The 13,359-nt window shown below is 55.4% G+C and carries 11 protein-coding genes and 1 tRNA gene; 9 read left to right on the top strand and 3 right to left on the bottom strand.

Annotated elements, in window-relative coordinates; translation table 11 throughout:
• Positions 1 to 322: 322 nt before the first annotated feature.
• The 6 genes from ABR39_RS08565 to mgtE all read left to right on the top strand — a co-directional run bounded on the left by ABR39_RS08565 (position 323) and on the right by mgtE (position 7,737).
• Positions 323 to 1,438 (top strand): porin OmpC, encoded by a 1,116-nt coding sequence (locus ABR39_RS08565; RefSeq protein ID WP_047346595.1) that lies wholly within the window; start codon positions 323 to 325, stop codon positions 1,436 to 1,438.
• Between the two features lie 115 nt (positions 1,439 to 1,553).
• Positions 1,554 to 2,609 (top strand): FAD:protein FMN transferase ApbE, encoded by a 1,056-nt coding sequence (apbE, locus tag ABR39_RS08560; protein WP_047346594.1) that lies wholly within the window; start codon positions 1,554 to 1,556, stop codon positions 2,607 to 2,609.
• A 72-nt stretch (positions 2,610 to 2,681) separates the two neighbouring features.
• Positions 2,682 to 3,740 (top strand): bifunctional DNA-binding transcriptional regulator/O6-methylguanine-DNA methyltransferase Ada, encoded by a 1,059-nt coding sequence (gene ada / locus ABR39_RS08555; protein WP_047346593.1) that lies wholly within the window; start codon positions 2,682 to 2,684, stop codon positions 3,738 to 3,740.
• The gene (alkB, locus tag ABR39_RS08550) at positions 3,740 to 4,396 is read left to right on the top strand and encodes a DNA oxidative demethylase AlkB (RefSeq protein ID WP_047346592.1); all 657 of its coding nucleotides are present in this window, start codon (positions 3,740 to 3,742) and stop codon (positions 4,394 to 4,396) included. Before ada ends, alkB begins: the two co-directional genes overlap by 1 nt.
• Positions 4,397 to 4,465: 69 nt before the next feature.
• Positions 4,466 to 6,109 (top strand): multidrug ABC transporter permease/ATP-binding protein, encoded by a 1,644-nt coding sequence (locus ABR39_RS08545; protein WP_047346805.1) that lies wholly within the window; start codon positions 4,466 to 4,468, stop codon positions 6,107 to 6,109.
• Between the two features lie 191 nt (positions 6,110 to 6,300).
• Positions 6,301 to 7,737: a magnesium transporter gene (gene mgtE / locus ABR39_RS08540; RefSeq protein WP_025756298.1), complete on the top strand. Its 1,437-nt coding sequence runs from the start codon at positions 6,301 to 6,303 to the stop codon at positions 7,735 to 7,737.
• On the opposite strand, the gene ABR39_RS08535 is transcribed toward mgtE, so the two are convergent.
• Entirely contained in the window at positions 7,700 to 8,989 is a 1,290-nt protein-coding gene (locus ABR39_RS08535) for a SulP family inorganic anion transporter (protein WP_047346591.1), read from the bottom strand. The genes mgtE and ABR39_RS08535 overlap by 38 nt on opposite strands.
• A 187-nt stretch (positions 8,990 to 9,176) precedes the next feature.
• Here ABR39_RS08535 and mqo point away from each other — a divergent pair, with 187 nt between their 5' ends.
• A complete protein-coding gene (mqo, locus tag ABR39_RS08530) occupies positions 9,177 to 10,826 on the top strand; it encodes a malate dehydrogenase (quinone) (protein ID WP_047346590.1) in 1,650 nt (549 codons plus the stop codon).
• Positions 10,827 to 10,929: 103 nt separating this feature from the next.
• Here mqo and eco read toward each other — a convergent pair whose 3' ends face one another.
• A complete protein-coding gene (gene eco, locus ABR39_RS08525) occupies positions 10,930 to 11,433 on the bottom strand; it encodes a serine protease inhibitor ecotin (protein ID WP_047346589.1) in 504 nt (167 codons plus the stop codon).
• A 208-nt stretch (positions 11,434 to 11,641) separates the two neighbouring features.
• Here eco and ABR39_RS08520 point away from each other — a divergent pair, with 208 nt between their 5' ends.
• Complete coding sequence (locus tag ABR39_RS08520; protein ID WP_008500962.1) at positions 11,642 to 11,902, top strand: DUF2534 family protein; 261 nt, start codon at positions 11,642 to 11,644, stop codon at positions 11,900 to 11,902.
• A 125-nt stretch (positions 11,903 to 12,027) separates the two neighbouring features.
• The gene (locus ABR39_RS08515) at positions 12,028 to 13,215 is read left to right on the top strand and encodes an MFS transporter (protein ID WP_047346588.1); all 1,188 of its coding nucleotides are present in this window, start codon (positions 12,028 to 12,030) and stop codon (positions 13,213 to 13,215) included.
• 38 nt (positions 13,216 to 13,253) lie between these two features.
• Here the strand turns inward: ABR39_RS08515 and ABR39_RS08510 are convergent.
• A tRNA-Pro gene (locus ABR39_RS08510) sits at positions 13,254 to 13,330 on the bottom strand.
• Positions 13,331 to 13,359: the final 29 nt, after the last annotated feature.

Genomic DNA, 13,359 nt, shown 5'->3' with positions numbered 1-13,359 from the left:
AGTTATTTTAGAGATTAGGGGCGATCTTGTTTTGTCATTCAGTGCTGTAACGTTTTTTATTGTAACTCGTTGATATTACTGTGCTGTCTTTTGTGTTTGATTATAAGTGCTAAATTCATAAGCTATTTGTGCTTTGTAAAAGTTCCTTGATGTTTACATTTTGAAACATGTTGATAGATAAATGAAACATCTTCAAAGTTTTCGTATCATATTCGCATTGGATTATTCTGTAATTTTGAGGAGAATGAAATTGCCGACTGGTTAATGAGGGTTAACCAGTAAGCAGTGGCAATTATAAGGCATATAACAGAGGGTTAATAAAATGAAAGTTAAAGTACTGTCCCTCCTGGTACCAGCACTCCTGGTGGCAGGCGCAGCAAATGCGGCCGAAATTTATAACAAAGATGGCAACAAATTAGATCTGTACGGCAAAGTCGATGGTCTGCACTATTTCTCTGACGACAAGAGTGCTGACGGCGACCAGACCTACATGCGTCTTGGCTTCAAAGGCGAAACTCAGGTTAACGATCAGCTGACCGGTTACGGCCAGTGGGAATACCAGATTCAGGGCAACACCTCTGAAAGCGACAACCAGGCCTGGACGCGTGTGGCGTTCGCGGGTCTGAAATTCGCTGAAGCGGGTTCTTTCGATTACGGTCGTAACTACGGTGTGATCTACGACGTAACCTCCTGGACCGACGTTCTGCCAGAATTTGGCGGCGATACCTACGGCGCAGACAACTTCCTGCAGTCCCGTGCTAACGGCGTGGCGACCTACCGTAACCAGGACTTCTTTGGTCTGGTGGATGGCCTGAACTTTGCTCTGCAGTATCAGGGCAAAAACGGCAGCGTAAGCGGTGAAAACGAGACCGGTCGTAGCACCCTGAAACAGAACGGCGACGGCTACGGTGCGTCCCTGACCTATAACCTGGGCGAAGGCTTCAGCATCGGTGGTGCAATGTCTTCTTCTAAGCGTACTGCTGACCAGAACAACACCGCTAACCCGGCGCTGAAGGGTGAAGGTGACCACGCTGAAGTGTATACCGGTGGTCTGAAATACGACGCCAACAACATCTACCTGGCGGCACAGTACTCTCAGACCTACAACGCAACGCGTTTCGGCAACTCTCAGAGCAGCAGCGACATTTACGGTTTTGCTAACAAAGCGCAGAACTTCGAAGTGGTTGCTCAGTACCAGTTCGACTTCGGTCTGCGTCCATCCGTGGCTTACCTGCAGTCTAAAGGTAAGGACATCGAAGGTTACGGCGACCAGGATCTGCTGAAATATGTTGATGTGGGTGCGACTTACTACTTCAACAAAAACATGTCCACCTACGTGGATTACAAAATCAACCTGGTTGATGAAAATGAATTCACCCGTCAGGCGGGTATCGGTACTGACGATATCGTCGCGCTGGGCCTGGTTTACCAGTTCTAATCGCTTCACCGTATAACACAGGGGCCTGAAGGCCCCTTTTTTGTGTTTTTTTTAGGCCCTCACAATTCACCCGTTTTGGTGTACTCTTGCCGCCCTGGCATGAGGATAATAATGAATGGACATGACTTTTTTACGCGCCAGCTTTCTGGCAACCCTTTTTCTCCTGACCGCTTGTGACTCTTCCACGCCGGTGGCAACCCCCGATGCACCCGCCGCGACGGTGCTTGAAGGCAAAACGATGGGCACCTTCTGGCGCGTCAGCGTGATGAACCTTGATAAGACACGCGCAGATGAGCTTCGTGGCAAAATTCAGACGCAGCTGGACGCTGACGATCAGCTGCTGTCGACATATAAAAACGACTCGGCGCTGATGCGCTTTAATCTTTCAAGCACGACCTCCTTGTGGCCGGTGAGCGAGGCGATGGCCGATATCGTGACCGAGGCAATGCGCGTGGGCTACAAAACCAACGGGGCGATGGATGTGACCGTCGGCCCTCTGGTGAACCTCTGGGGATTTGGCCCCAACAAGCAGCCAGTTACCGCGCCCGATCAGGCGGCCATTGATGACGCTCGCGCCCGGACCGGGCTTCAGCATCTGACGGTGATCAATCAGTACGGTCAACAGTACCTGCAAAAAGATATCCCCGATCTGTTTGTCGATCTGTCGACGGTAGGGGAAGGCTATGCGGCGGATCATCTGGCTGCGCTGATGGCGCAGGAGGGTATTTCGCGCTATCTGGTATCCGTGGGCGGCGCGTTAGTCAGCCGGGGCATGAACGCCAGCGATAAACCGTGGCGCGTTGCGATTCAAAAGCCGACCGATCGGCAAAATGCCGTGCAGGCGATGGTGGATATCAACGGACATGGCATCAGCACCTCCGGTAGCTACCGTAACTATTACGAGCTCGACGGGAAACGTATTTCGCACGTTATTGACCCGCAGACCGGACGTCCGATCGAGCATAACCTGGTGTCGGTAACGGTGATTGCCCCCACCGCGCTGGAGGCGGATGCCTGGGACACCGGGCTCATGGTTCTCGGTCCGGAGAAAGCCAAAGAGGTGGTGCGTCAGGAAGGGCTGGCGGTTTATATGATCGTTAAAGAGGGCGACGGGTTTAAAACCTGGCATTCGCCGCAGTTCAACAGCTTCCTCGTGAGCGACAAAAATTAAAAAGCAAGGTTGCGGGTTTTTAATCAGTGGCACTCAGGCACGCTGTATATATGCTTATAAGAGGAGCCGATAATGAGAAACCCGACCTTAATGACCGATGAGGACCGCTGGCTGGCCGTGCTGGCCCGCGATCCGCGCGCTGACGCTCAGTTTGTCTTTGCCGTGCAGACGACGGGGATTTTCTGTCGCCCGTCGTGCCGTGCCCGTCACGCGCTGCGTAAAAATGTCCGCTTTTATCCTGATGCCCAGCATGCCGTTCAGGCAGGGTTTCGTCCGTGCAAGCGCTGCATGCCGGATAAACGCGATCCTCAGGAACAGAAGCTGGCAAAAGTGGAACACGCCTGCCGTCTTCTGGAGCAGGATCCTGCGTTAACCCTGGAGAAGCTGGCGCAGCAGGTTGCCATGAGTCCTTTCCATTTCCACCGTCTGTTTAAGTCCGTAACCGGTATGACGCCAAAAGCCTGGCAGCAGGCTGCGCGAGGTCAGCGCCTGCGCACCGCGCTTGCGCAGGGAGACAAAATTACCGATGCCGTGCTGGCGGCCGGGTTTCCTGACAGCAGTAGCTATTATCGCAAAGCTAACGATGCGTTGGGCATGACGGCGAAGCAGTACCGTAAAGGTGATGCGGCCGTACGCTATGCCATCGATGACTGCTCGTTAGGACGCTGCCTGGTGGCGGAAAGCGAGCGGGGGATCTGCGCGATCCTGCTGGGCGACAACGACGCGGAATTAGTCGAGGAGCTTGCGACGGTATTTCCAAAAGCAGAGCACGCGCCGCTGGACGATGCTTTCGCGCGGCGGATCCATCAGGTGATTGCCAGTATTGATGACCGCGCTGTTCCGCTCGCGCTGCCGCTGGATATTCGCGGAACCGCGTTCCAGCAGCGGGTCTGGCAGGCCCTTCGTCACATTCCCTGCGGTGAAACGGCAAGTTACCAGCAGGTGGCGCAGGCGATTGGTCAACCCGGTGCGGTGCGCGCCGTTGCCGGTGCCTGTGCCGCAAACACGCTGGCGATTGTGATCCCCTGTCATCGCGTTGTTCGCAGCGACGGGGCGCTGTCAGGCTATCGATGGGGAACGGAGCGAAAAGCGCTATTACTGAAACGTGAGGCAAAACGCCAGGAGGGATAATGCTCGATCTTTTTGCGGATGCTGAACCCTGGCAGGAGCCGCTTGCGCCGGGGGCGGTTATCCTGCGCCGCTTTGCGCTCTCACGTGCGGCGGCGCTGCTTGCCGGTATTGAAGAGGTGACGACCGTTTCACCGTTTCGCCATATGGTGACGCCGGGCGGCTACACTATGTCGGTGGCCATGGCCAACTGCGGCGAATTAGGTTGGGCGACAAACGCGCGGGGCTATCTGTATGCGCCGAACGATCCCACGACCGGCCAGCCGTGGCCCCCTATGCCTGCGGTTTTTCAGGCACTTTGTCACGATGCCGCGGTTGCGGCGGACTATGCCGACTTCCGTCCGGATGCCTGCCTGATTAACCGCTACGCCGTTGGCGCGAAGCTCTCGCTGCATCAGGACAAGGATGAGCCCGATCTGCGCGCGCCCATTGTCTCGGTATCGTTAGGCCTGCCCGCCGTCTTCCAGTTCGGCGGATTGCGCCGCAACGATCCGCTCAGGCGCATCATGCTGGAACATGGCGATGTGGTGGTGTGGGGCAGGGAGTCGCGGCTTTATTACCACGGCATTCAGCCACTGAAGCCCGGGGTTCACCCGCTTACGGGCGAGTACCGTTATAACCTGACCTTCCGTCAGGCGGGGTACAGTAAACTAAAATAAGAATTATTCTTGATGTCCGCGCAGGGCAGTTTACACTGCTGGCTGATTTTTATTGTCCGGATTGCCTGCATGCAACTACTTCTCCTTGTCTGGCGTCAGTATCGCTGGCCATTCATCGCCGTAATGGCGTTAAGCCTCGCCAGCGCCGCGCTGGGTATTGGCCTGATCGCGTTTATTAACGTGCGTTTGATTGAAATGGTCGATACTTCGCTCTCCGTATTGCCGGAATTTCTTGGCCTTCTCCTGCTGCTGATGGCGGTAACGCTCGGCTCTCAGCTGGCGCTGACCGCGCTCGGCCACCATTTCGTTTTCCGTTTGCGCAGCGAGTTTATCAAGCGGATTCTGGATACCCAGGTAGAACGCGTGGAACAACTCGGCAGTGCTTCTCTGCTGGCGGGGCTGACCAGCGATGTGCGCGCCATTACCATCGCGTTCGTTCGTCTGCCGGAGCTGGTTCAGGGGATCATTCTGACCTTTGGCTCTGCGGCCTATCTCGCCTGGCTCTCCAGCAAAATGCTGGCGGTGACCGCGCTGTGGATTGCGATCACCATCTGGGGCGGTTTTGTGCTGGTGTCCCGCGTCTATAAACACATGGCGGTACTGCGCGAAACCGAAGATAAGCTCTATAACGATTACCAGACGGTACTGGAAGGGCGCAAAGAGCTGACCCTGAACCGCGAGCGCGCCGAGTATATCTTTAACAACCTCTATATCCCGGACGCGCGCGAATACCGGCACCATATTATCCGTGCCGATACCTTCCACCTGAGCGCGGTAAACTGGTCGAATATCATGATGCTGGGAGCTATTGGCCTGGTATTCTGGATGGCGAACAGCCTGGGCTGGGCGGACACGAACGTCGCGGCAACCTACTCGCTGACGCTGCTGTTCTTGCGTACACCGCTGCTCTCGGCCGTCGGTGCCTTGCCGACTCTGCTAAGCGCGCAGGTGGCGTTCAATAAGCTCAAAAAATTCGATCTCGCGCCGTTTAACGCCGAGTTCCCGCGTCCGGAGACCTTCCCGAACTGGCAGACGCTGGAGCTGCGTAACGTCACGTTCCGCTATCAGGACAACGCCTTCTCCGTGGGGCCAATCAATCTGACGATTCACCGCGGCGAGCTGCTGTTCCTGATTGGCGGCAACGGCAGTGGCAAATCGACCCTGGCGATGCTGCTCACCGGGCTTTATCAGCCGCAGTCTGGCGAAATTTTGCTGGATGGCAAGGCGCTGAGCGCAGAGAAGCCCGAAGATTACCGCAAGCTTTTCTCGGCGGTCTTCACCGACGTCTGGCTGTTCGATCGGCTGCTGGGGCCGGAAGGGCAGCGGGCCAATCCTGCGCTGGTGGAGAAATGGCTGGCGCAGTTGCAGATGTCGCACAAGCTGGAGCTACAGGACGGGAAGATCCTCAACCTGAAGCTCTCCAAAGGGCAGAAAAAACGCGTGGCGCTGCTGCTGGCGCTGGCGGAAGAGCGTGACATCATTCTGCTGGACGAGTGGGCGGCCGATCAGGACCCGCATTTCCGCCGCGAATTTTATCAGGTGCTGCTGCCGCTGATGCAGGAGATGGGCAAAACCATTTTCGCCATCAGCCATGACGATCATTACTTTATTCATGCCGACCGTCTGCTGGAGATGCGCGACGGCAGGCTGAGCGAGCTGACCGGCGAAGAGCGCGATGCGGCGTCGCGTGATGCGGTGGCGCGCACGGCCTGATGCCAATGTGCCGGGTGGCGGCTTCGCCTTACCCGGCCTACGATATTGTAGGCCCGTGCAAGCGTAGCGCCGCCGGGCACAATGATTTGCACAATATGCCGATTTTTTCTTCATCCCACTTCGTTGTTTATTCTTATTTACATATCCCCGCGCTATGCTTAATACCAACTTATTTCATGGATTTATGATTAATGTCGGTATTAAAGAAAAACAGCGCCAGGCAGCGTGACCAGGAACGTGCGCGACTTATCTGGCTTCTCACGACCGATAAAGCGGTCACTTCAACGTTATTAGGCAAACTCACCCTGGCTGAGCAATATGATGTCGGCACCCTGGCCGACGATATTGCTGAGGTAGGTGCGCTGGTTGCTCATTTACCCCCGCCGGATCTGGCGGATACCCTTGAAGCGCTCCCCTCGGAAGAACGTCACGCCCTGTGGCGGCTGGTGCAGGATCACGAGCGCGGGCAGGTGCTGCTTGAGGCTTCTGAAAACGTCTGGGATGACCTTATCGACGAGATGAGCGACCGGGATATTCTCGACGCCCTGCAAACCCTGGATATCGACGAGCAGATTTACCTGGTTCAGCACCTGCCGCGAAACCTGACCGGTCGCCTGCTGGCTTCCCTGCCTGCGGATGAGCGGGCGCGCGTGCGCCAGGTGATGCACTACGAGAAAAACAGCGTCGGCGCGATCATGGAGTTCGGCGTGATCACGGTGCGCCCGGACGTGACGCTCGGCACCGTGCAGCGCTACCTGCGCCGTCTGGGCAGGATGCCGGACAACACCGATAAACTGTTTGTCACCTCGCGGGATAAGACCCTGCTCGGCGAGCTGGAGCTGAAAACCATCCTGCTCAACAGCACCCAGCGGAAGGTGAGCGAGGTGATGGAAAACGAGCCGATGGTCTTCTCCCCGGAAGACGATGCGGAAAAAGCGGCGCGTACCTTCGAACGTGATGACCTCGTAAGCGCCGCGGTCGTGGATTCCGTCGGCAAACTGATGGGGCGTCTGACCATCGATGAGATCGTTGACGTGGTCTATGAAGAGACCGATAACGACCTGCGTGCGCTTGGGGGGATCAGCGCCGAAGATGACGTCCATGCCTCCGTCGGCAAGGCGGTTAAAACGCGCTGGGCATGGCTTGCTATCAATTTGTGTACCGCGTTTATCGCCTCCCGCGTGATTGACGGCTTTGAACATACCATTTCGCAGCTGGTGGCGTTAGCCTCACTGATGCCGATTGTGGCCGGAATTGGCGGCAACACCGGAAACCAGACCATCACCATGATCGTTCGCGCGCTGGCGCTGGAAAATATTCAGCCCGGCAACTTCGCCTTTCTGATCTTCAGAGAGATGGGCGTGGCGTTGATTAACGGCCTGGTGTGGGGCGGCATTATGGGGGGCATCACCTGGTGGCTATATGACGATATGGCCTTAGGTGGGGTGATGATGCTGGCGATGGTGCTGAACCTGCTGGTGGCATCAATGATGGGCGTCATTATCCCGTTAACGATGACCAAACTGGGGCGCGACCCCGCGGTGGGGTCGAGCGTGATGATCACCGCCATCACCGATACCGGCGGTTTCTTTATTTTTCTTGGGCTGGCGACGATTTTTCTTCTTTAAGCCGACGCTTAGCGCGGGCGGGCAGCAGCGCCATGACAATAATCCCGCCCAGCACGCCAATCGCCAGGTTGCCGGTTGATACCGTTGCGGCCACGGTGACCAGCATTACCACCGTTTCCGCAATCGGGGCATTTTTTACCGTGGCTGGCTGAAGGCTGTGCCAGCTGAACGTTTTAATGGCGACAATCGCCATTATCCCGGCCAGCACGGCCATCGGGATTTTAGCCATCACTTCACTGAGCGCCGTTACCAGGATCAGCAGTACAATGCCTGCCGCAATGGTTGAGAGGCGGCTTCGTCCTTTCCCCATCTCCACGTTGACGATGGTTTGTCCGATCATTGCGCAGCCCGCAATACCACCATAAAAACCGGACAGAATATTACCCACGCCCAGCCCGATGCTCTCACGGCGCTTGCTCGACGGCGTTGCGGTCAGCTCATCTACCAGCTTTGCCGTCAGCAGGGATTCCAGCAGGCCGACGAAGGCAATACTCAGCGCGCACGGCCAGATGATGCTCAGCGTCTGTAAATTCAGCGGAACCAGCAGTTCAGTAAACCCCGGTAAACCGCCGCTTATCGCGCCTTCATCACCCACGGTCGGCAGGATTTGACCTGTGGTCACGGTATAAAGCGTCAACGCGACAATGGCAATCAGCGGCGAGGGGATACTTTTGACGTAGCGCGGTACCCACAGCACAATCAGCACCGTCAGCACGAACAGGCTTACAATCAGCGGGCTTCGGCTCCAGAAGTGGGGAACCTGAGCGAAGAAAATCAATATACCGAGCGCGTTAACAAACCCGGTCATGACGGCCTGCGGGATAAAGCGCATCAGACGCGCCATGCCCGATACCCCAAACAGGATCTGAATCACGCCAGCCATCAGCACCGCCGGCAGAATGTACTGCACGCCGTGCTGATGCACCATCGGGCCAATGACCAGCGCGACGGAGCCGGCCGCTGCCGTGACCATCGCCGGACGACCGCCCAGCACGGACAGGGCAAGACACAGCACCACGGAGGCAAAAAGGCTGACCTTTGGGTCAACGCCGGCGACCACCGAAAATGAAATAACTTCGGGGATCAGCGCCAGAGCGGTAATCACGCCCGCCAGCGTTTCACGCATCAGAAGCCTGGGTGAGCTGAGGACCGTGGTGATGTGGCCTTCGCGGGGTAAAGCAGGTTGGGGTAAGGACATAACAATTCGCTGGTTAGGGCAGGCTTCCGTGCGCGCGATCACAAAGTGCAGGATAGTAGCCAGAAAATGCCCCTATTGCCAGCCGTGAGCGTAATCCCCCACAAACAATCCATCATTAAATTTCACAATTACAATAATTTCGTAACCTTTAAACAATATTTAAAAGTTGTTACCGTGCCCCCGCAGCTTTTTTCACCTGCAATTTCCACGCATCAAGCACTTTTACACTAAGGCATAAATTATGAAAAAAATGACTGCCATGCTCTTTTCTCTGGCCGTGGGGCTTAACACCGTCTCTATGGCGGCGAAAGCTGACGCACCAAAAGAGCAGGAAACGGACGTCCTTTTAATTGGTGGCGGTATCATGAGCGCCACGCTGGGAACCTATCTGCAAGAACTGCAGCCGGACTGGTCAATGACCATGGTCGAACGCCTTGATGGCGTGGCGCAGGAGAGTTCGAACGGCTGGAATAACGCCGGTACCGGACATTCGGCACTCATGGAACTGAACTATACGCCGCAGAAAAAGGACGGTTCCATTAGTATTGAGAAGGCGGTAGAGATCAACGAAGCCTTCCAGATTTCTCGCCAGTTCTGGTCACACCAGGTCAACAGCGGCGTGATGCACGATCCGCACTCCTTCATCAATACCGTACCGCACATGAGCTTTGTGTGGGGCGAACAGAACGTTAACTTCCTGCGCGCGCGCTACGCGGCTCTGCAGCAGAGCACGCTGTTCCGCGGTATGAAATACTCTGAAGACCATGCGCAGATTAAAGAGTGGGCTCCGCTGGTCATGGAAGGTCGTGACCCGAGCCAGAAAGTCGCGGCGACCCGCACCGAAATTGGTACCGACGTCAACTACGGTGAGATTACCCGCCAGCTGGTAACGTCTCTGAAGAAGAAAGAGAACTTCAACCTGCAGCTCAGCACCGAAGTGCGCGGTTTCAAGCGCAACGCGGATAACAGCTGGAGCGTGACCGTTGCCGATCTGAAAAACAATGAAGCCGAACACGTCATCAAGGCGAAATTTGTCTTTATTGGGGCAGGTGGCGCGGCGCTGAAGCTGCTGCAGGAGTCCGGTATTCCGGAAGCGGACGACTATGCGGGCTTCCCGGTCGGCGGTCAGTTCCTGGTGTCCGATAACCCGGAAGTGGTGAATCGTCATCTGGCAAAAGTGTACGGCCAGGCTTCTGTAGGTGCGCCGCCAATGTCCGTTCCGCATATCGATACCCGTATGCTTGACGGCAAACGCGTGGTGCTGTTTGGACCGTTCGCGACCTTCTCCACCAAGTTCCTGAAAAACGGCTCTCTGTGGGATCTGCTGAGCGCCACGACCACCTCTAACGTCAAACCGATGATGGACGTAGGGCTGGATAACTTCGACCTGGTGAAATACCTGATTAGCCAGGTGATGCTCTCTGACGACGACCGTTTCGAGGCGTTAAAAGAGTACTATCCGCAGGCGAAGAAAGAAGACTGGCGTTTGTGGCAGGCGGGTCAGCGCGTACAAATCATCAAACGCGATCCGAAAGAGGGCGGCGTGCTGCGTCTGGGTACGGAAGTGGTGAGCGACAAGGATGGCACCATTGCCGCGCTGCTGGGTGCGTCACCGGGTGCGTCTACCGCTGCGCCAATCATGCTGCACCTGATGGAAAAAGTGTTTAAGGATAAAGTTTCCAGCCCGGAATGGCAGGCTAAGCTGAAAACCATTATTCCATCCTACGGCACGAAGCTGAACGGTAACGTGGACGCGACGGAGCAGGAGCTGGAATACACCAGCCGCGTACTGCAGCTGCAATATGTTAAGCCGCAGGCTGCTGATGCTGCACCAAAAGCGGAGCTGAAGCCTCAGGCGGAAAACAAACCGGTTGCGGATATCGCGCTGTAAGGTAAAAGCAAAACGGCAACATACGTTGCCGTTTTTAGGGTTTTCTCCCTCTCCCACCGGGAGAGGGTTGGGGTGAGGGCATCAGAGCGCACCCGACCTGGTTTTAACGTACTACCGCTTGTCCGACATTCTCATCAGCCTTCCACACGCGATATTTCACCTCGACGTTTTCAGGCGTATACACCACGATTGGCAGCTTGCTGTTATAGCGCAGCAGACTATTGTCACCCAGATACGCAGTCACAAATTTCTTCTCTTTTTTGCCGTCCGGGCAGGCCATCATGGTGGAAACCGGTGACGTCACTTTATCAAAGACGTAATAGTCGTAACCCCAGCCTTCCAGGGTTTTGCTTTCAAGTTGACCGCCCAGACGATGCTGGTTGCAGTCCACTTCCAGCGTCTTGCCAATTAACAGTTCCACCTTGAAGTTCCCTTCATCCTGCTGAACCGGTAACTGAATCACCTGACGCTTCATCCCTTTGTCCGCTTTCGGATACGGGGCAACTTTTTCCAGCGGCTGCTCTTTTGGGGTTTCGCTGGCGAAAGCACCGGTGCTGGCGCACGCGGCGGCGATGAGGGCGATGGCAAATTTAGGTGCGTTTTTCATTGTCATTCCTTTATGTCAAAACGATCCTGCACAGGTTAACATAACAACTATAAATGATTGGTGTTATTTACTTACATTTTCAATATATACAGAGTTATAAGCTTTTAATTTGCGTGTTATATGGTTGTTTGTGCTGGTGTGGAGTGGGGTGCCAGTTCGTGTTATTTTAAGCACTCTATAATGTTATTCATCTGTAAAGGGAAGAGAGATGGTTCGTGCAAAACTTAAAACACCTGAAGGCCGCAAATTTCTCCTGGCGCTGCTGGTGGTATTTATGATTGCTGCCGCGTGCGTTGGGCGGGCAACCATTGTTGGCGTTATCGAACAGTACAATATCCCCCTCTCAGCCTGGACGACCAGCATGTACGTCCTGCAATCGGCCATGATCTTTGTCTACAGCCTGGTGTTCACCGTTCTTCTGGCCATACCGCTGGGCATTTTCTTCCTGGGCGGTCGCGAGAAGCACTAAGCGTCGATATGCGAAAACTAAGCCACCCATCAGGGTGGCTTTTTTTATGCCTGACGATATTTTACCCGTACTTCCAGGATATTCTGTTTCGAGCAAAATGTTCAACGTACAGCAGGAGATGCGCAATGTTATCCCGGTTTGCAACGCTCAGCCGGATCCCGAAAGGCGTCTGGGTTGTTGGTGGGGTCAGCATGTTGATGGATATCTCCTCGGAGATTATTCATAGCCTGCTACCGCTGTTTATGGTAACGACGCTCGGAGCCAGCGTGATTTTCATCGGTTTGATTGAAGGTCTGGCCGAAGCCACTGCGCTGTTTATCAAGGTGTTTTCCGGGGCGATTAGCGACTATCTGGGTAAACGTAAAGGGCTGGCAGTGCTGGGCTATGGTCTCGGCGCGCTAAGTAAGCCGTTGTTTGCGATTGCCTCTTCCTCCGGCATGATTCTTGGGGCACGCTTAATCGACCGGGTGGGGAAGGGGATACGGGGGGCGCCGCGCGATGCGCTGGTCGCTGATGTTACGCCGCCGGAACTCCGCGGCGCGGCCTTTGGTTTGCGTCAGTCGATGGACACCATTGGCGCATTTCTCGGGCCGTTGCTGGCCGTAGGCTTAATGCTGCTGTGGAATGATGATTTTCGTACCATTTTCTGGATTGCGGTGATCCCCGGCGTACTCGCCGTTGCCTTGCTTTTCTTCGGCCTGCATGAGCCTAAAACCCCTGTCGAGCATAAACGAACAAATCCCATCAAACGAGAGAACCTCAGACGCCTCGGGAAAGGCTGCTGGTGGGTCATTGGCCTGGGGGCCATCTTCACGCTCGCACGTTTCAGTGAAGCATTTCTTGTGCTTCGCGCTCAGCAGTCGGGTGTGCCGCTGGCGCTGATCCCGCTGGTGATGGTGGCGATGAATCTGCTCTTTTTCCTCTCTGCCTATCCGTTTGGCAAGTTATCCGACGTGATGAGCCACACCCGATTACTGCAGTGGGGGTTGGTGGTGCTGATTGGCGCGGATATTGTGCTGGCGCTGAGCACCCACTGGGCAGGCATTATTTTAGGCGTTGCGCTTTGGGGCGTGCATATGGGGATGACGCAAGGATTGCTGGCGGCAATGATTGCTAAAACCGCGCCAGCGGATCTGCGCGGTACCGCCTACGGTATTTTTAGTCTGGTCAGCGGCGTGGGATTATTAGTCGCCAGCCTGGGGGCTGGGGCAATCTGGGAGACATTTGGTGCGCAGTATACGTTTTATGCCGGGGCGGTGATTTGTCTGGCGACGTTGGTTTATCTGCGAAAAACACCTGGCGAAATGGAATAAAAAAACCAGCCGTAATAGGCTGGTTTTGATAATAATTTTGGTCGGCACGAGAGGATTTGAACCTCCGACCCCCGACACCCCATGACGGTGCGCTACCAGGCTGCGCTACGTGCCGACGCATAAAAGAATACTACTCGATTCCGT

The organism is Enterobacter genomosp. O, assembly GCF_001022965.1.
Classification (GTDB): Bacteria; Pseudomonadota; Gammaproteobacteria; order Enterobacterales; family Enterobacteriaceae; genus Enterobacter; species Enterobacter cloacae_L.
Note: the sequence above shows the minus strand (reverse complement) of the source record. Positions and strands in the feature narration are given on the sequence as shown.